Origin of the sequence: Pseudomonas putida (assembly GCF_028682455.1) — a bacterium.
Classification (GTDB): Bacteria; Pseudomonadota; Gammaproteobacteria; order Pseudomonadales; family Pseudomonadaceae; genus Aquipseudomonas; species Aquipseudomonas putida_AA.
The window spans coordinates 850051-868418 of sequence record NZ_JANHLD010000002.1 but is presented as its reverse complement, the minus strand read 5'-3'; the positions used below and the strand labels follow the sequence as shown (position 1 = coordinate 868418).

The 18368-nt window shown below is 60.6% G+C and carries 15 protein-coding genes; 12 read left to right on the top strand and 3 right to left on the bottom strand.

Annotated elements, in window-relative coordinates:
* The first annotated feature begins 133 nt into the window (after positions 1 to 133).
* Complete coding sequence (locus tag NPS58_RS14460) at positions 134 to 847, top strand: GntR family transcriptional regulator (RefSeq protein ID WP_274116035.1); 714 nt, start codon at positions 134 to 136, stop codon at positions 845 to 847.
* Between the two features lie 7 nt (positions 848 to 854).
* Here NPS58_RS14460 and NPS58_RS14455 read toward each other — a convergent pair whose 3' ends face one another.
* Both NPS58_RS14455 and NPS58_RS14450 read right to left on the bottom strand, forming a co-directional pair.
* A complete protein-coding gene (locus NPS58_RS14455) occupies positions 855 to 1805 on the bottom strand; it encodes a PDR/VanB family oxidoreductase (RefSeq protein WP_274116034.1) in 951 nt (316 codons plus the stop codon).
* Positions 1806 to 1828: 23 nt separating this feature from the next.
* Complete coding sequence (locus tag NPS58_RS14450) at positions 1829 to 2896, bottom strand: aromatic ring-hydroxylating oxygenase subunit alpha (RefSeq protein WP_274116033.1); 1068 nt, start codon at positions 2894 to 2896, stop codon at positions 1829 to 1831.
* Positions 2897 to 3032: 136 nt separating this feature from the next.
* Here NPS58_RS14450 and NPS58_RS14445 point away from each other — a divergent pair, with 136 nt between their 5' ends.
* On the top strand, positions 3033 to 3212 hold the full coding sequence (locus NPS58_RS14445) for a hypothetical protein (protein WP_274116032.1): 180 nt from the start codon (positions 3033 to 3035) through the stop codon (positions 3210 to 3212).
* A 90-nt stretch (positions 3213 to 3302) separates the two neighbouring features.
* Here NPS58_RS14445 and nhaA read toward each other — a convergent pair whose 3' ends face one another.
* Positions 3303 to 4511 carry a Na+/H+ antiporter NhaA gene (gene nhaA, locus NPS58_RS14440; protein WP_274116031.1) on the bottom strand — a complete coding sequence of 403 codons (1209 nt, stop codon included), beginning with the start codon at positions 4509 to 4511 and terminating at the stop codon, positions 3303 to 3305.
* A 429-nt stretch (positions 4512 to 4940) separates the two neighbouring features.
* Here nhaA and NPS58_RS14435 point away from each other — a divergent pair, with 429 nt between their 5' ends.
* The 10 genes from NPS58_RS14435 to NPS58_RS14390 all read left to right on the top strand — a co-directional run bounded on the left by NPS58_RS14435 (position 4941) and on the right by NPS58_RS14390 (position 18364).
* On the top strand, positions 4941 to 5438 hold the full coding sequence (locus tag NPS58_RS14435) for a CS1 type fimbrial major subunit (protein WP_274116030.1): 498 nt from the start codon (positions 4941 to 4943) through the stop codon (positions 5436 to 5438).
* An 87-nt stretch (positions 5439 to 5525) separates the two neighbouring features.
* Positions 5526 to 8072: a TcfC E-set like domain-containing protein gene (locus tag NPS58_RS14430; protein ID WP_274116029.1), complete on the top strand. Its 2547-nt coding sequence runs from the start codon at positions 5526 to 5528 to the stop codon at positions 8070 to 8072.
* Positions 8073 to 8074: 2 nt separating this feature from the next.
* On the top strand, positions 8075 to 9322 hold the full coding sequence (locus NPS58_RS14425) for a hypothetical protein (RefSeq protein WP_274116028.1): 1248 nt from the start codon (positions 8075 to 8077) through the stop codon (positions 9320 to 9322).
* A gap of 1094 nt (positions 9323 to 10416) precedes the next feature.
* Entirely contained in the window at positions 10417 to 11010 is a 594-nt protein-coding gene (locus NPS58_RS14420; RefSeq protein WP_274116027.1) for a hypothetical protein, read from the top strand.
* Positions 11011 to 11297: 287 nt separating this feature from the next.
* A complete protein-coding gene (locus NPS58_RS14415; RefSeq protein WP_274116026.1) occupies positions 11298 to 12041 on the top strand; it encodes a molecular chaperone in 744 nt (247 codons plus the stop codon).
* 218 nt (positions 12042 to 12259) lie between these two features.
* Entirely contained in the window at positions 12260 to 12955 is a 696-nt protein-coding gene (locus NPS58_RS14410) for a response regulator transcription factor (protein ID WP_274116025.1), read from the top strand.
* 2 nt (positions 12956 to 12957) lie between these two features.
* Positions 12958 to 15318: an ATP-binding protein gene (locus NPS58_RS14405; protein WP_274116024.1), complete on the top strand. Its 2361-nt coding sequence runs from the start codon at positions 12958 to 12960 to the stop codon at positions 15316 to 15318.
* A gap of 433 nt (positions 15319 to 15751) precedes the next feature.
* A complete protein-coding gene (gbpA, locus tag NPS58_RS14400; RefSeq protein WP_425313071.1) occupies positions 15752 to 17218 on the top strand; it encodes an N-acetylglucosamine-binding protein GbpA in 1467 nt (488 codons plus the stop codon).
* Positions 17219 to 17300: 82 nt separating this feature from the next.
* The gene (locus NPS58_RS14395) at positions 17301 to 17825 is read left to right on the top strand and encodes a cytochrome b (protein ID WP_274116022.1); all 525 of its coding nucleotides are present in this window, start codon (positions 17301 to 17303) and stop codon (positions 17823 to 17825) included.
* Positions 17822 to 18364, top strand: a complete 543-nt coding sequence (locus tag NPS58_RS14390) for a type II secretion system protein N (RefSeq protein WP_274116021.1) — start codon at positions 17822 to 17824, stop codon at positions 18362 to 18364. Before NPS58_RS14395 ends, NPS58_RS14390 begins: the two co-directional genes overlap by 4 nt.
* Positions 18365 to 18368 lie beyond the last annotated feature (4 nt).

The following is an 18368-nucleotide window of genomic DNA, read 5'->3' as shown; positions in this document are numbered from 1 at the left end:
ATCGCTGGCAAGCCAGCTTCCACAGGTTCAGCGCAGCGAATTGTGCTTTTGATCTTCAGCTTGATGGCGGGGCAAGCCCGCTCCTGCAGGTTTGCGGTAGTATGACGGTCCATGTTTTCTGGAAGTTGCGTGGATGAGTAAGCCCGGTCAATTGGTTCTGGTCGCGTTGCGCAAGATGATCGCCTCGGGCGAGCTGGCCGCCGGCGCGCGGTTGATGGAAATTCCCACCGCCGAGCTGTTCGGCGTTTCACGCATGCCGGTGCGCATGGCGTTTCGTACCCTGGAGCAGGAAGGGCTGCTGGTGCGCTTTGGTGGGCGCGGGTTCCAGGTGCGCTCGGTGAGTGCCGACGATATCGCCGGGGCGGTCGAGGTGCGGGGGGTGCTCGAGGGCCTGGCCGCACGCCAGACCGCCGAGCGCGGGTTGTCGCAGCAGGCGCGGGAAACCCTGCAGCGCTGCCTGTACGAGGGCGATCAGTTGTTCGCGAAGGGCTTTGTCACCGAGGAAGACCTCGAGGCCTACCACGACCTCAACATGCGTTTTCACCAGGTGATCGTCGAAGGCAGTCACAACCCGGCGATTGCCGATGCCCTGGCCCGCAACGACCACCTGCCGTTCGCCTCGGTCACAGCGCTGGCGGTCGACCGTCATGACATGGCACGCGAATACCGCCGCTTCAACTACGCGCACATGCAGCACCATTCGGTGTTCGATGCACTGGTCAACGGCCAGGGCGCCCGCGCCGAAGCGATCATGCGCGAGCACGCCAATGCCACCTTGCGCTACGCCGAAACCTTCGGTGCGGCCACCACCGACGCGCGCATGAAGGTCATCCTGCCCGCGTCGTGACCCTTGTTCAGATATCGAGCACCAGCAGCGGTGTCTTCGACCGTGAGCAGCACGGCGTGAACTGATCGTTCAGCGCCTGTTCCGCTTCCGTCAAAAACAGATCGCGATGCTCCGGCACCCCCTCCAGCACCCGGGTCAGGCAGGTGCCGCAAATACCTTGCTCGCACGACATGGCGATCTCGATGCCATGGCGCTCCAGCACCTGCACCACGCTCTGGTCGGCCGGCACCTCGAACACCTGGCCCGTGCTGCCCACCTGTACCGAGAAGCTGCCATCGTTGCCGGTATCCACCGGCGCGGCGGCGAAGTATTCGCGGTGCAGGCAGTCTTCCTGCCAACCCTGCGCCCTGGCGCTGTCGAGCACATGCTGCATGAAGCCGCCTGGGCCGCACACATACAGATGGGCATCGGCCTGTGGGTTCGCCAGTACCCGGGCAGTATCCAGGGCGGTTTCGGGCTGTTCGTCGAAATGCAGGAACAGCCGATCGGCAAACGGCGCATTGCGCAGGCGCTCGACAAACGCTGCGCGCTCGCTGGAGCGGGCACAGTAATGCAGCTCGAAGTCCGCGCCGGTGTGGGCCAGGCGCTCGGCCATGCACAGGATCGGGGTGATGCCGATGCCGCCGGCAAACAGCAGGCTGCGCCGGGCACCGTGGACCAGCGGGAACAGGTTGCGCGGTTCGCTGATGCGCAGCCGGGCGCCGCCGTGGACCTGCTCGTGCAGGCTGCGCGAGCCGCCCCGCGAGGCGGGGTCGTCGAGCACGCCAATCAGGTAGCGATGGCGTTCCTCGGGGTGATTGCACAGCGAGTACTGGCGGATCAGCCCGTCGGGCAAATGCACATCAATGTGCGCGCCGGCACTGAACGCCGGCAGCGGGCTGCCATCGACCGCCGCCAGTTCAAAGCTGCAGATGCCTTGCGCTTCGTTGTTACGGGATACCACCACGACATCGATCATGTTCGGTCCTCGGAGTAGGTGGGTCAGGCCGGGGTGGCGGTGGTTGCGATCAGCTCGGGCTGGGGCGCGCGTTCCTTGGCGATCAGGCGCTCGAGGACCTTGCGCGACTGTACGCCGCCCGCATCGATGTTGAGCTTGAGCAGGTTGCGCTGCGGGTTGTCGAGCAGGTTCTGCTGCTGGCGCTCGAGCATCTCCAGGTCTTCGCTGAAGATCTGGCCCTGGCCCTCGCGAATGTTCGCGGTCAAGGCTTGGTCCTGCGGGGCGAAGTTGCGCGCCATGCCCCAGAAGTACCAGATCGAAGTTTCGGTCTGCGGGGTGATGAAGTCGACCACGATGCTCGATGCCTTGTGCTGCGCCTCAGCGTGGTAGCCGCCTTTGCCCGCATGGGCCACACCCACTTCGATCAATACATGGCTGGGGGGCGTGAAACGGCAGATCTGCCAGCGGTCCACCGGCACGTCGTCGGCCAGGCCGTTGCCGCGCAGGGCCATGCGCCAGAACGGCGGGGCCATGATGTTTTCCATATGGCGGGCGGTGACCACCTCGTCACCGTTGACGGTGGTCACCGGCGGCGCCTCGTCGATTTCCTTCTGGCCGATGCTGGAGGCATGCACGTAGGTTTCGTGGGTCAGGTCCATCAGGTTGTCGATCATCAGGCGGTAGTCGCAGCCGATGTCGAACAGCCCGCCGCCGTAGGCCCACTGGTCACTCACGGCCCACTCCAGGTGCGGGATCAGGCTCGGGTCGGCCAGCGCCTGGTCACCGGGCCAGACCCAGACAAAGCCATAGCGCTCTTGCACGGCGAACACCTTGTTGCACGGAAAACCGCGCACCCGTTGCCCGGGCATCTCTACCGTCTTGCCATCGCAGCCCATCACCAGGCCGTGGTAGCCGCACACCAGGTTGCCGTTCTCGACATAGCCCAGCGACAGCGGCGCGCCGCGGTGCGGGCAAAAGTCTTCTACCGCGGCGACGCGGTTTTCCTGGCCTCGGTAGAAAACCATACGCTCGCCGCAAATCTGCCGGCCCAAGGGCTTGGCAGCGATTTCGTCGGGGGTGCAGGCTACATACCAGGTGTTCTTGAGGTACATGGAGGCTCTCCGGTCAGCGATTGTTGTTATTTAATGGATCCATTAAATTCGCTTTGCGGAGCCTTAGTCAACGGCAATGCAGATCTTAGTATGGTTTTTCGGGCGGTAATCGAACGTCTTGGGTTTTAATGGATCCATGGGATGCCTGTCGCACTCGCCAGCACGACAGGCCGCCGAGCACGCCCAGGCCGAAGGCCCAGCCAACGAGTTGGCCCAACTGTTTTGCGACCTGCGCCACAGCGGCAAGTTGCGGGCAGACCTTGGCACCGACGCCGCCGCCTTTCTGTTCAGCGATTACGGGGGAATGGTGGAGTAGAAACCAGACCGGGTGAACATCGACGCTTGCAAGCGCCGATGTTCACCCGGTTTTTTCAGGCCTGTATTGATGCCTGGATTGTTCTCAGGTTCAGCTGGCGGCTTTTGTTCGCGCGGCCTTGAGCAGCACCGCGATACCCAGCAGGGCACACACGAACGAGCCCATCAGCACGCCCACCTTCACGGCATCGACCAGGTGCGGGGCAGCGGGGAAGGCCAGCGCGCCGATGAACAGGCTCATGGTAAAACCGATGCCGCACAGCAGGGCGACCCCATACAGCTGCATCCAGTTGCAGCCCTCGGGCAGCTTCGCCAGCCCCGTGCGAATCGCCAGTGCTGCCAGGCCGAACACACCCACCTGCTTGCCCAGCAACAGCCCCAGGGCCACGCCCAGCGGAACCGGTTCGATCAGGTTGCCGGGGGTGATGCCGGCCAGCGAGACGCCGGCATTGGCAAAGCCGAAAATCGGCACCACCGCGAAGGCCACCCACGGGTGCATCTTTTCTTCGAGGTAGAGCAGCGGCGAGCGCCGCGTGGTGTCGGCGTTGCCCAGCGGGATGCACAGCGCCAGGATCACCCCGGCCAGGGTTGCATGCACGCCCGATTGCAGCATGAAGAACCACAGCAGGCCGCCGGCCAGCAGGTACGGCAGCAGGCGTTTTACCCCGCAGCGGTTGAGCACCACCAGCAAGGCGATCACGGCCAGCGACGCAAGCAGCATGCCCACCGACAGGCCGCTGGTGTAGAACAGGGCGATGATCACCACCGCCCCCAGGTCATCGAGAATCGCCAGCGCCGACAGGAAGATCTTCAACGACAGCGGTACCCGCTTGCCCAGCAGCGCCAGCACCCCGAGGGCGAAGGCGATATCGGTGGCTGCCGGAATGGCCCAGCCGCCCAGGGTCTGGGCATCGCCCCAGTTGATGGCGACATAGATCAGGGCCGGTGCCAGCATGCCACCGAGCGCGGCGAAGCCGGGCAGGGCGCGCTGGCTCCAGGTCGACAACTGGCCGGCGAGCATTTCGCGCTTGATCTCCAGGCCCACCAGCATGAAGAAGATCGCCATCAGGCCATCGTTGATCCAGTGCTCGATCGAAAGCCCGGCGGCTTTCACCTGCAGGGTCGAGAAGTAGACATCGGCCCACGGCGAGTTGGCCACGATCAGGGCGGCCAGCGCCGCGACCATGAGGATCACGCCGCCGGCGGATTCAGCGGCAAAAAAACGGGTGAGAAAGGCCAAGGCGGCAGGCGACTGACGAAGCTCGTTGGCAGTGTGCGGGCGTGATGGGTCCAGGCTCATAGGCAAGGCTACTCCGCGCGGCGGCCCGACCTGCGCTGAATGAAACCTGCCCTGCCGCAGTATTGCGGTGGCACCCGGGCGGCATTCTACACAAAGTGAGGTTACAAAGTGAATGAAGTTTCAAATCGCGTTATCAACGCTCAATCGGTACTGCACTAAAGACAAATAACAAGTGCGGTCAATCGGAATCGTCCTAGAACCGCTTAGTTGCAGTGCGAGTCATTGACCGTTCGTCGTCGTAGTGACCATTTGGCGAAAAAGCCAGTACCTCATTTGTTTTTAGGAGCATTCCGATTCGTGGTGCTCAGGGGGTTCTATAAATTGCACGCATTCGCCGACGCTCATCATTATCGTCGCGGGGCGAATAAGGTGTATGCCGCAACATTGAGCGCTATACGAAACCACCAATAAAGCAAATGGATCTACAACATGAGTGCACTTAAGAAAATCATCCTCGCCCCTGTCGCCCTGGTAGCCCTGGCTGTTTCCGTCCAGGCAATGGCCCAGCAAGAACGTAAAACCATTCAACTGGAAGCCACCATTCCATCGCTCGAGTTCCACGTCGAGCCGGTGGACAACAGCTGGATCGGTACCCCTCAGGTACTGGGCTGGAACCCGATTGCCGGGAGCCTCGACACCCTGCGCAAGCAGTTCTTCGCCAAGCACACCGCGGGTTCCATCGAAGCCAGCCTGCTGAATACCGCTGAACTGCAGAGCATCGTCGGCAACGACAAGATCGATCTGGAAGTTTCGTTCAACAACAAGGCGCTGAGCACCACCGGCGTAGAAGTGCTGACTGAAGCAGAAGCCGAGCAGGGTTCCACTGTATGGCTGGAAATCAAGCCAACCACACCGGCCGGCGGCTATGTTGCCGGTAACTACGAGGGCAACGTCCAGTTGGCCTTCGATGCCGTTCTGGCACCGTAACTCAGCTATTTAGCAAGTGTACCGCTGAGCGTTCAGCGACTCCCTGGAGTCGCTGAATACTGTTTCACTATCAGGCCCGGTTTATTTATGTTTCGATCAGTCCTGCGTCCAGCTGTTATTGCATGGACATTGGTAGGCGTACTGCCGTCGTATGCAGCAAGTTCTCCTTCGTCAACTAATGTGAGCCTCCTGACCCAGGCCCAGGGGCTGCCCAAGGATTTCCACGAGCATTTTTTTGACGTTCCCCTGGTGGTCCGCATGACGTTGGACGGCGAGGCACTGGGCGAGGCTATCGTGGTCTTGAGCCGGGACGAGCGCATCGAGCTGATCGAGTTCACCGACATCCGCGACAGCCTTATCGATGCGAGCGAGCGCGATGCCTGGCATGCGCTGCTGCAAAAAGGCGTCCCGCTGGGGGCGTGCAACACCGCGTGCAACAACGGATTGGTGGCCGTGCACTACAGCCTGGCGAACTCCGAGGTCGCGATCCTGAGCAGCAACGCCGAGCGCGATCTTGCCGCCAAGCAGCATTTCGACCTGCCGGTGGGCGGCAGTACCGGCATCATCGTCGCCAACAACCTGAATATTTCCGGCGGCCAGGAGCAAGACTTCAATGGCCGCTATGCCCTGCAGGCCATGAGCAGCCTGGGGGACTGGACACAAACCGTCAACGGGCAACTGACCAAGACGGGTGGCCCCGACGGCCGCACCCTGCATTCGATCAACGAGCTGCACACCCAGACCGAATGGCACGATCATTTTTTTCGCCTGGGTTACTACGCGCCGAGCTCGCAAGGCCTGACCCGCCAGTTGCGCAACTTCGGCGCCAGCCCCGATACCGCCCTGGGCATGATGTTCGGCAGTTCCGACAGCCTCGCGATGGATGTGGCCCGGCCCTCGGTGTACCCGATCTACGTGACCGCCAACCGCGAGGCGGTGGTCGAGGTGTATCGCAATGGTTCGTTGATCAACACCCAGCAAGTGCAGGCCGGCCTGCATGCCCTCGACACCCGGCCGCTGCCCGGCGGCATCTACGAGATCGAGGTGCGCTTGCTGGAAGATGGCCAGGTGACCTCCACCACCGAGGAGCTGGTCTACAAGCCCATCAACTGGAGCGACACCAGCAAGCGCTGGCGCTACAACACTTTCATCGGTCGCGAAAGCAAGCTGCTGAGCAACTGGGAAGAGCAATCCGAGGGCGGCATGACGGCCGGCGCTGCCGTCAACTACCTGCTGCACCCGCGTGCCGTGGTCGGGCTGTCGGCCCGGCAGGTCAAAGGCAAGAACCAGCTGGGCAGCTCGCTGGACCTGGGCCTTGGCGCCAGCACCACGGCGTACGCCAATGTCTACCAGACCAAGGACCACGGCACCGGCATGGACCTGCATGCCATGCACAACTATGGTCAGGGCAACGTGATCTTCAGCCACAACCGCAGCTGGCTCGACAACCGCGATACCTGGGAGACCCTCGACGACGGCACCCGCGTGCGCCAGCGCAGCCCGTATGCCGGGCAGGTCAGCAACTCGTCGCTGGGTATCAACCATCGCCTCGACCCTCAGAACAGCCTGAGCGCCCGCGTGTCGCACAGTGACGGCCAGGTCGAAGGCGTCGGCCTGGACCTGGGCTGGATGCGCAACGGCAAGTTGTTCGGCAGCGACGCCAACTGGCGCCTGTCGGTGTTCGACCGGCCCGGCACCAGCAGCAGCGGCAACCAGCGTAACCGTGGCGTGGACCTGAGCCTGAGCATGGCCCTGGGCCGCGAGGGTAAACGGGTGTCGGCGAGCCTGGGCACGCGCACCTCCCGTGACGGCAGCGCCGATCGCAACGCCAGCGTTGGCTACCAGCAGGACGTCGACGTGGGGCCTTTGACCTCCGTGTCGGCCACGGCCATGGCCGACACCTATGGCGTGGGTGTCAGTGGTTCGGCGCAATTCGCCACCGCTGCCGCCGGCGGTGATGTGTTCATGCAGCAATCGTCGTACAACAAGGCGCTTTCGGGTGGCTTGAACCTCAACAGCACCCTGGTGGTGGGCGGCAGCAAGGCCATGCTCTCGAGCGCGCACGGCAACGAGCAGGCCGGCATGATCGTCGACGTGATCTCCGATATCGACGCCATCGAACTGCGCGCCGATGACCTGAGCGGCGCGGGTGCGGTGCTCAAGCCGGGGCGTAACTTCGTGCCGGTAACCGCGTACCGCAACGGCACCGTGCGCTTCGACTTCGAGGGCGTGCATGCGCCGGCCGCCACCATCCAGCCGTCCAGCGCACGCTACCACCTGAACAAGGGCGGCGTGGAGTATCGCCAGGTGCACATCATGAAGACCGTCACGGTGCTGGGGCGCCTGCTCGATGGCAACGACGAGCCGCTGCGTGGGCACCACGTGATCAACCACGCCTCGCGTGGGGTGACCGAAGCCGATGGCTTCTTCTCCATGGAGTTGAGCGAGGGCACGCCGACCTTGGAGGTGCGCCGCAATGACCAGGTCAAATGTCGATTTGCATTGGACTCATCCATGCTGCGCCGCGAGGGCGATGTATTGATGGCGGGGGATTTACGCTGTGTAGAAGGGACCGGTAAAGACCGGCTTGCCAGCGCGGACAACCTTGTTGACGTAAAAACGGCCAGGAACTGAACATGCAATACTCATTCAAAAAACAAGGCCTGGGCGTGTTGCTTGTATGCCTGAGCGTCGCATCGTCCTATGCCACGGCGGCTGAAAATACCGTGACACTTGAGTTCTCTCCCAACCCCTCGAATGCGGACTCAAACAGATTCATCAATACAACGGAAAACTACGGGATTTGCAGGGGAAGACCTTCTTCCTGCGGCCCTAACGAAAAAAGCATGCGCACGAATATAACCAATAGAACGGTTGCGCCTATGGTGGCGGAACATGCAAATCCCCGGGACGGGGCGGTACTCAGTGTTCCCGTCGGCTGGCACGATGTTCAAGTGACCAATGGCGTCGATGTCGCTACGGTGAGGTTTCGTGTCAAGGGGTTTGGCGGGCGTTATGAGACAACGCCGCTTGTAACCACCATCGTCGGTCATAGCCATGCTCACACCGCACACGGGCTATTATGGCATGGCGGTCGATGGTTTACAGCGCCTAGCCCATGCACGAATTCAGGGCATGAAAATGCTGCGGCTAATTATTATGAATTTTCCTGGAACTTTCCCACGTCGGGAAGTGGAGTCTGTGCCAAGACTACTCGCCACGACTTCAATCAATTATATATACAAATGCAATACATCAAGTACGAGGTAGAAGGGCCTAACCCGCATTCCATGGCGTCCGGTGAATACACAGGGTCTATCGACTTCTCGTACGGCCCTGGAGGGGACTTTGACTTTGGTGACAACCTGCTGCCCAGTGATAATCTTTATCGAGTCAACATCATTGTTAATGTCAATCATGTACTCGAGGCGAAATTCCCCTGGGGCACCAGTTCATTGGCACTTCGCCCCCAAGGCGGCTGGATGCAGTGGATTCAACGCGGAAGGCGCCCCGAGAAACTGAGCATCGATCAGGGCTTCCAGTTTTCCACCAACAATGCCTTCAAGATGCACCTCGAATGCCAGTACCCCCTCGGCAATCACTGTGGCATTGAAAACGGCAGCGGCCATCAGGTGCCGGTAGACACCCGCGTCACCTTGCCAATGGGCATCAACGACGCCAGTGGCCAGCCGGTCAATCGCCAGCTGTTGAGCCCCATCGACAAAGCCGTTTTTACCCCCACGCAGTTTGTGACGAACAGCAAGGCCAGCCTGCACTTCGAAGTCGGTCGTGATGACGTGCAAGAGATGACCGACAACCATGCCGGCAGCCAGTACTCCGGGGATGTAACGGTGGTTTGGGACTCCGACATCCTGGCACCGTAGCGTTCATGGGCGGCGGCCATCGGCCGCTGCAGTGGAAGCAGCCTCACCGCCGCGGCTACACGACAGCCCCGGCGGGCGGTACAGGAACGCTTTTAGGAGGATTCCGATTTTTACCTCGCGCGGCTTGCGCTAGATTGGCGCCATTCCAAACCACCATTTGTTGGAGGCGGAAGTGCGTGAATTCGTTTATTTGTCAGCGTTTGTTGTACAGGCTTGTCTTCGCCGGTCGTGGGTGTTGACTCGTCTGCCTATCCTTCAGTCTGTGTGCCGTGGCGGTAATTGCCGGCACTCCTCAAGCAGAACAGCTTGAACACCCGCCAGTCGCGCCAGGGTGTCATGCGTATGTCCTCACTATCCAGTCTGCACGTTCGTACTGCCGCCTGAACAAGACGGTGTGAACCACGCGCACCTGCAGATAAGCGCATTGATGTTGAAGTAACGAGGTGTTTTTAAATATGGGGCTTGACTTTAATAAGGTACGCAAAGGGATCTTGTTGGTTTTCCTCACTATGGCAGCGCAGTCCGTACTTGCGGCGGAGAGAAGTCTCACGTTTGTGTACTCTCCCGATCCCGCTAATCCGGCTTCAAATAGTTTTGTAGATACCTCGGCCGGGCCCGGGTACTGCCCGAGTGGGCGCCGCTGTGTTTCAGGGCTAGGTTCTCCGGGTGCAAGTCCAATCACTGCCAGCCATGCGACCCGACGCGAAGGGGTGATGTTCAAGCTCCCGTCCGAGTGGCGTGATGTACAAGTCACTGACGGAGTCGATGTTAAAACGGTGAAGTTTCGACTGGCAGGGTTTGGTGCTCGTGTCAACCTTCCCAATGTTCTCACTGTAACGGGCAGTTCAAGTCTCGCTGCCGCGCACGATGCCTTATGGGTGGGTAACAATTGGAAGATCTATACTAATTCGGCATGCTCGACAGCTAGTAGATCCTACAACGATACAACTGCGCGATTTGAGTTTTTTTGGCATGCGCCGGGGGGTAGCGCAGCGCCGGCAGAGTGCGGAAAAATATCCCGTTTCAATATATCGAATGTTCGATATACGGGTGCTGTTTATAGCTACGAAGTCCAGTTGCCCGAGCCGCAGTCCATGGCATCTGGCGTATATCAAGGCTCCATCAGCTATTCGTTCGCCCCGCACGGCGATATCGACTATGGCGATAAGCTTCAATACCCGGACAGTGTATTTACAGTCAACCTGAACCTGACCGTCAACCATATGCTGGTTGCGAAGTTTCCCTGGGGTGGGCACACCCTGGCGTTGCGACCCGAAGGCGGCTGGATGCAGTGGATTCAGCGGGGCAGACGGCCCGAGAAGTTGTACATCGACCAGAGCTTCCAGTTCTCCACCAACAATGCCTTCAAGATGCACCTCGAATGCCAGTACCCCCTTGGCAACCGGTGCGGCATCCAGAACGGCAGCGGCCACCAGGTGCCGGTAGAAACCCGGGTCACGCTGCCCGCAGGCATCAACGACGCCAGTGGCCAACCGGTCAATCGCCAGGTGCTGAGTGCCGTGGACAAACAGGTGTTCACGCCGACACGGATGGTGACGGACAGCAAGGCCAGCCTGCACTTCGAAGTCGGCCGCGATGAGGTGCGAGAGATGACCGATAACCACCCCGGCAGCAAGTACTCGGGGAATGTAACGGTGGTCTGGGATTCCGACATCCTGGCGCCGTAGTCTTGAAGAACGCTGGTTTCAGCGGGTTCCCGGAGCGCTAAACAAACTCTGCGATTGATGTGTAGCGGACAGTAATTACTTCGGATATCACGTGCGCCGATTTAGGAGGATTCTTATTTTGGCCCCTTGTAACTTCCGCTACATTGGCGCCATCCCCCAACATGGTAAGTTGGACGTGGTGGGGTGCGTGTGCTTTTTATTTGTGGGTCTTTTCCTCGCAAGCTCGTCTTCGACGTTCGTGAGTGTTGGTGTTGGCGTTGACCTTTCAGCATTGAGTAGGATTGGTTTTGAAAAAATTCATAGTTTTCGCATTATTTAATCTGTATGCCGTGGCAGCATTCGCCGGCCCCAATATCAATGTGGGCACCATTTATGACTACCTCGACGGGGACAAGAGCACCTACCTCAAACGGGTGTACAACGGCGGTGCGAGCACCGCCTTCGTGCGGGTCAATATCTATGAAATCGTCTTCGGCGCCGATGGCAAGACGCGCGAAATACCGCTTGCTGAAAAGGGCGGGGCCGCCACGCCCGAAGGCCTGATCGCAAGCCCCGCACGCTTGATCGTGCCGTCCCAGGGCATGCAGGCCACGCGCCTGCTCTATATGGGCAACCGCGATCGCGAGCGCTACTACCGGGTGCGTTTCGTGCCCGTGGTGCCAGAGAAAGAAGACCAGTTCGCCCTGAGCGACGAAGAGCGCGAGGCCTATAAAGAGGCCATGTCTGCCGGTGTCAATGTGCTGACGGGCTACGGCATCATGTTCTTCGTTCGCCCGCAAGACAGCCGCTTCGATACTAAAATCGACGATACCCAGGCGCAATACAAAGTGACCAACGCGGGCAACTCGACCATTGTTCTGGACGAATTCAAGGACTGTGCAACCGACAAGGCGCGCACCTGTTACCCCACCAAAAAGCACCATGTATTGCCAGGTAAAAGTTTCAGTTTCGATAAGGTGCCTAACCGGGAATACACCTTCGACTTGATTGAAGGCGGTGCCCCCAAACGTATCAAAGTTGCCAAGGGCTAACAGGCATATCGTTGTACGTGTTGTTCAATTACAACTATAAAGTCGGTGAGGCGCGACGCTGAGCCGGGCCCGTGGGTGAGTTGCTAAAAATCTGGACTATTCTTGTATCTACTAGATATCGGCTTGGATGCCGCACGCTCGCATCAAGCCCGGCCGCGTACATGCTTGGCTGGACGCCCGTCCGTTCACCCGACAGTTCAGAGGTTCCGGAGGCTTCGATGTACGCTAAGCGGCTGATACGCATCATGATATTGGACGACCATCCGGTCGTGTTGCATGGGATTGAACTGATCCTCGGCAGCGAGCCCGACCTGCAAGTGGTGGGGGTCTTCAGCAGCAGCCAGCACATGATGGCCGCCCTGCACAAGCAAGAGGTCGACTTGATCCTGATGGACTACCTGCTTGGGCCTGATGAAATCGATGGGCTCAACCTGATGCGCGGGTTGCGGGTGCGCTACCCCAATGTGCGCTTGCTGGTGATGTCTGCGCTGCACACGCCGGCGGTGGTCGCCCTGGTGATGCGCCGCGGCGCCCACGGCTTCGTCGGCAAGGACCTCGACACCGCCCGGTTGCCGGAGGCCATTCGCAAGGTGGCCGGCGGCAAGATCTACCTTCACGAGGCAATGGCCGAGCAACTGCGGGAAAACCAGGGGACAGTGCCTGCCGGGCCTGCCACAGTGGAAAACGCAGAGGCGGCAGACGTCAACCGCCTTACCCAGAACTGCGAATTGACCGCTCGCGAGCACGATGTGCTGCGCTGCTGCCTGGATGGCATGTCGGTCACCCAGATCGCCGCCAAGTTTTCTCGCAGCGTGAAGACCATCAGTACCCAGAAGCAGGCGGCCTTCAAGAAGCTCGGGCTGCGCAGCGACAACGAACTGTACAAAGTGCGTTACTTGCTCGAGGGACGCTAGCCATGCAGGGGCTGCTGGCCGGGGTGATGCTGGCGCTGTCGTTGTGTGCGGCCGGGGTGCAGGCCCAGCACGCCACGCTGTTTACCGCGGCCGAGCAGCAATGGATGCGCGAGCACCCGGTGGTGCGCTATGCCATCGACCCCTATTGGCCCATCGAATACGAAGAATTTGGCCAGCACCGCGGCTTGACCCGCGAGTACATCGCGCAGATCGAGCGCATCAGCGGCTTGCGCTTTCGCCTGGTCGAAACCGCTAGCTGGAGCGACACCATCGCCAGCATCCAGCGCGGCGAAATCGACCTGAGCAGCGCCGTGTCGGTACACCTGCTGGCCGACGAAATGCGCAAGAAGATCCTGCTGTCGGATGTGTATTTCGTCAGCTCCACCGTGGTGGTCACGCGCTCCTTCGAGCCCATCATGTTCACCCCCGACAAGCTCAATGGCAAAACCGTCGCCGTCAAGGGCGGTGGCAGTTACGAGCGCTACCTGCGTGCCCAGTTTCCCGACATCAAGCTGCTGCTGATCGCCAACACCGAGCAGGCCCTGGCCGCGGTCGACGAGGGCCGCGCAGACGCCGCGGTGGGCCTGGATATCGCCCTGCAGCCGGTGATCCGGCGCAAATACTTCGATACCTTGCACCTGGCCGGCGTGCTCTCGGAAATGCCGGCAGTGGCCGCGATGGGCGTTGCCGCCGGCAACACGATGCTGGTCTCGATCATCAACAAGTCCCTGGGGCAACTGAACTCCAAGGACACCGACCGGATGATGGAGCGGTGGATCGAAAGCACCGATTATGGTGCGCCTTCCTGGTCGTCGATCGGTCGCTACTATGCTCTTGAAATCGGCCTGCTGGTGGCGGGCTTGTGCGCCCTCGTCTATATGGCCCGGCGGGCCAGGAGGGCCCAGCGCGAGGCGCAGCGCAGCGAAAGTGAAAAGTCTGCTTTCCTGGCGATGATGAGCCATGAAATCCGCACACCCATGAACGGGGTGATTTCGTCCATCGAGCTGCTGCAGCGCACGCCCCTGGACAGCCACCAGCAAGAGCTGGTCAGCATGTCGAGCGTGTCGGCCAGCAGCCTGCTGGCCCTGCTCGATGACGTTCTGGACATCTCCAAGCTGGACGCCAAGAGTGTCGAGCTGGAGCGCTTGCCTACCGACATGGCGGTGCTTGCCAAGGGCCTGGCGGATGTGCATCGGCTCAATGCCGACGCACGGCATACCACCCTGACCCTGCACCTTGAAGGCCTCGACGACGTGCTGTTGGTGCTGGACCCGCTGCGGCTGCGGCAAGTGGTGTCCAACTTGCTCTCCAATGCGGTGAAGTTTACCGAGCATGGGGAAATCACCTTGACCTTCAACTACCAGGCGGCGGCCCCCGACTCGGGGTGGCTGCGGATCAGGGTCAGCGATACCGGCATCGGTATCAGCCCGAGCCAGCAAAAGCGCCTGTTCAACGCATTCGTGCAAGCCGACTCGTCGATCACCCGACGCTATGGCGGCACGGGCCTGGGGCTGTCGATCTGCAAGCGCCTGGTCGAGTTGATGGGCGGGCGCATTCAGTTGTCCAGCGAGGTTGGCCGTGGCACCCATATCAGTTGCCTGTTGCCGGTGCTGGCCCAGGGCAAGGGCCACGTACCCGCGCCGGTGCAAGGCCCCTCGGCCCCCGAACCGCACGGGCTGTGCAAGCAGACGATCCTGATCGTCGAAGACCACCCGCTCAACCAGAAGGCATTGAGCCTGCAATTGCATGAGCTGGGCTATGTGGCCAAGGTGGTCGAGGATGGCCCGGCGGCACTGCAGGCCCTCGAGCAACGGGAGGGCATTGCCATCGTCTTGCTGGACTGCCATCTGCCAGGCATGGACGGCTACGAAGTGGCCAGGCGCATTCGCCAGCAGGAACACGGCCACGGGCTCGAGCACCTGCCGATTATCGCCACGTCGGCCTCGACCGATGAGCAGCACACCTTGAGGTGTATCGAGAGCGGTATCGATGGAAGCCTGGCAAAGCCCTTGCGCCTGGTCGAGCTCAAGCAACTGTTGGCGTTCTGGTTACTGCCTGCGGAGTCGACCTTGGTGCCGGCAGCCGCCGACGATTTCGAGCAGAGCATGCGCCAGATTTTCCTCGATGCCAGTCGTGATGACCTGCAGGGGCTGCGTGACTCCCTGGCGCGTGATGACCTTGCCCTGGCGCTGCATCATTCCCACCGCATCCACGGCTCGGCCCTGACGGCCGGGGCAACCGAAATGGTCGGGGTGGCCTGTGAGCTGGAGCAGCAACTTCGCACCCGCGCCTGGCCCAACGAGCATGTAGAAACACTGTTGAACCAGTTGGAAGAAGCACTGGCCTGTTATGGTCAACGTTGACTGTCATGGGTATTTACCGACGAACGGTTGGTTGATAGCGTAATGAAGTGCCAGTTGTTTAATTGAAGTCATTCATCATGTGTTTTAAGAGTATTCCGATTCGAAGAAATACATGAGTCTGTAGAATCCTAAAACAAGTATCAGGGCGCTTCGGTGTTCTGCCCCATATCCTCGCTGCGCTGCACCCCTATCTAACTTCTGTTTATTGCCGCCGGCCGTGGCCTGCGCGGGGGGCGCCTGTGTATCCGTTATTTGAACCCGGGCGGGATATGTGCGCGGCGAATCAATGCCAGCTTGTTGAGTTTTGCCTCGTTTAACGAGTGTGAAAGTCTGGGGGCCAAGGAGGTCGCTGGGAGTAAAGAAGTGCCACTTGTTATGGCCGGGGAGAGGGCGGCAAGTGGTCGACAAGATAAACTAACTAGGAAGTTTGAACTTGAAAAAAACAATGTCGAAAAACAAAGTGTTGGCCGGTTGCGCAACTTCGATGACGCTGCTGGCCGCAATGATGGCTGCGCAGACTGCCTCTGCTCACGGCTTCTTGAGCGAGCCACCGTCGCGTGCCTTCCTGTGCCAGAAAGGCGTGAACACCGGGTGTGGTGGTGCTCAGTACGAACCGCAGAGCGTGGGTGAAACCTTCAAGGGCTTCCCGGCCGGTGTGGGCGGCGCGCCGATGCAAGGCCCGATCGATGGCCAGATTGCCAGCGGTAGCACCAGCCGGTTCACCGCGCTGGATGCCCAGTCGGCCAATCGCTGGCACTTGAATGAAATCAAGTATCGCGCCATCGATTTTGTGTGGACCTACACCGCCAGTCACCCCGCCACCAAGCATGAGTATTTCATCAGCAAGAATGGCTGGAACCCGAACCAGCCGTTGGCCCGCGCCACGTTCGACAGCACCCCGTTCTGCACCATCGATGGCGGCAATCAAAAGCCCAGCAACGGTACCAAGCATGCGTGCACCATTCCGGATGACAAAACCGGCCAGCATGTAATCCTCGCCCTGTGGACCGTTGGCGACACCGCAGCGGCGTTCCATAGCGTCACCGACGTCAACATCCTCGCCGAAGCTGCACTGCCGGGGGGCTGGACCAACGCCGGTACAATCACCGCCGATACCGAACTGCTGCAGGGCGACAAGGTCAAGGTCCGTGCCTTCACCGTCAACGGCGAGAGCCCCCAATACAGCACCGAGATCAGCATCGACTCGGAGCAAGAGGGCAAGGCCGAGAACTGGTCGTTCAAACTGGCCGAAGCCATCAATAGCACCCACACCCTGGTGCGTGCCGGTCTGCGTGACGACGATGGCAATATCGAGCCGGTAAAAGGCGCGAACAACCTGTATGCCCAGAAGGACAGCGGCGTGGTGCGTTTCGAAGTCTCGCTGGAGATGAAGGAAGACGCCGCTGCCCGCATGGATCTGGCCGAACTCAATGCGCAGTACGAGCTTGACGCGGGCCTGGGCCAGGTCACCTTCCAGGTGGACGCCAATCGCCCCATGAACGTCGAAGCGACCGTGTTCGATGCCAACAACAAGCAAGTGGGCCAGACCAAGCAGCTGGCTGCCGACGGCAGCACCCGGATGAGCGTAGACGTTCGCACCGCGCCGGGCGTACACGGGGTGAAGCTGGTCGGTACCACCGAAGACGGCCGCACCATGCGCCAGGACTTCAAGGAAACCGAACTGACCGGTGAGGGCGGCGCCGTGGACTTCGACTTCGTCTTCCCGGAGCACCTGCATGCCTACACCGCGGGTACCAAGGTGCTGAACCCTAAAACCAACTCGGTTTATGAGTGCAAGCCCTTCCCGTACTCGGGCTACTGCAAGCAGTACAGCCCGAGCGCCAACGGCTTTGAGCCAGGCGTGGGTCACAGCTGGCAAATGGCCTGGGATCAGAAATAAGTTGATCCAGTAGTACTCCAGGCGCATGTGATGTGCGCCTGGAGCTGCAGGCAACTTGCAAGTTCAATCGAGTTTATCGTGTATGAAAGATCATAGTTATTCCCACTTGCAGAAGGTTTTACATTGGCTGTCGGCTGTCGTTATTTTGTGGGCGTTGATCAGTGGCTTTTATGTTGCGCTGTTTGAAGTCAGTGCTGCCAGCAAGGCGTGGGTGGCGTTTTTCAATGTATCCCTCACTACCGTGTTCATTCCGTTGTTTATCTGGCGGTTTTACCTGGCACTAAGAACGCGCTCGAGCCATGTCGGGCAACCCCGTTCATTCGCCGAGTCCCTGGCCGTTATCGCCCACCAGGCTATTTACCTGGCGGTGATCATTGTTTTGATCACGGGAGTGTTGATGATGGATCGCCCGATTACCGTGTTCGATTTGTTTTTTATTCCTCAGCCACTGCAAGACCCTTATCTGATCGGTCTGTTTTTTACTGTCCATGTTGTTTCGTGTGCCGTGCTTGGCCTGTTGGTCGCCCTGCATGTGGCCGCCGTCGTCAAGCATGAAGTCGCAGGGCGCCGGGTGCTCAAGCGCATGTTATGGAGCGCGCCCAAGTGAGCGTGCTCATGGCGCCCTGGGTTGGCCATTGGCCCTCATGGGTCAAGGCGGCCTGCTGGCTCGCGCCCCTCGGCCTTGGCGCGTACCTGGGCTGGAGCGAGTGGGCGCTGCGCAAGGCGCTGGTTCCCCCTGCCGAAGTGAGCCGCGCTGCTGCCGTGGCGCCGCCGCTCGCCCAGGTGAACCCGGCCGCGATTGCCACCGTCATGGGCCTGGGTAGCGAGGTCGAGGCGCTGCGCAGTGCCGAACCGCTGACGCTGCGTGCAAGTTTTGTGTCCAGCAGCGGCCTGTCGCGGGCCTTGCTGGCGGACGCCGATGGCGAGCGTATCTACCAGGTCGGTGAACGCCTGCCCGGTGGCAGCGTATTGCGCCGCGTCGAAGCCCGGCATGTGCTGCTGTGGCGCCAGGGCCGGGAAGAACTGCTCCCCCTGCAACTGGCGGGTGAGCGCACCTTGCAGCCTGCCGTTGCCCAGGGCGCCGGCCCGGCACCGCTACGCCCGTCCTTTCTTCGGCCTGCTGCCGAGCCGTTTCAGAGTGATTGATCGA

Coding starts and splice junctions, on each gene's coding strand:
- NPS58_RS14460 (WP_274116035.1), top strand. CDS start 134: ATGAGTAAGCCCGGTCAATTGGTTCTGGTCGCGTTGCGCAAGATGATC.
- NPS58_RS14455 (WP_274116034.1), bottom strand. CDS start 1,805: ATGATCGATGTCGTGGTGGTATCCCGTAACAACGAAGCGCAAGGCATC.
- NPS58_RS14450 (WP_274116033.1), bottom strand. CDS start 2,896: ATGTACCTCAAGAACACCTGGTATGTAGCCTGCACCCCCGACGAAATC.
- NPS58_RS14445 (WP_274116032.1), top strand. CDS start 3,033: ATGGGATGCCTGTCGCACTCGCCAGCACGACAGGCCGCCGAGCACGCC.
- nhaA (WP_274116031.1), bottom strand. CDS start 4,511: ATGAGCCTGGACCCATCACGCCCGCACACTGCCAACGAGCTTCGTCAG.
- NPS58_RS14435 (WP_274116030.1), top strand. CDS start 4,941: ATGAGTGCACTTAAGAAAATCATCCTCGCCCCTGTCGCCCTGGTAGCC.
- NPS58_RS14430 (WP_274116029.1), top strand. CDS start 5,526: ATGTTTCGATCAGTCCTGCGTCCAGCTGTTATTGCATGGACATTGGTA.
- NPS58_RS14425 (WP_274116028.1), top strand. CDS start 8,075: ATGCAATACTCATTCAAAAAACAAGGCCTGGGCGTGTTGCTTGTATGC.
- NPS58_RS14420 (WP_274116027.1), top strand. CDS start 10,417: ATGGCATCTGGCGTATATCAAGGCTCCATCAGCTATTCGTTCGCCCCG.
- NPS58_RS14410 (WP_274116025.1), top strand. CDS start 12,260: ATGTACGCTAAGCGGCTGATACGCATCATGATATTGGACGACCATCCG.
- NPS58_RS14405 (WP_274116024.1), top strand. CDS start 12,958: ATGCAGGGGCTGCTGGCCGGGGTGATGCTGGCGCTGTCGTTGTGTGCG.
- NPS58_RS14395 (WP_274116022.1), top strand. CDS start 17,301: ATGAAAGATCATAGTTATTCCCACTTGCAGAAGGTTTTACATTGGCTG.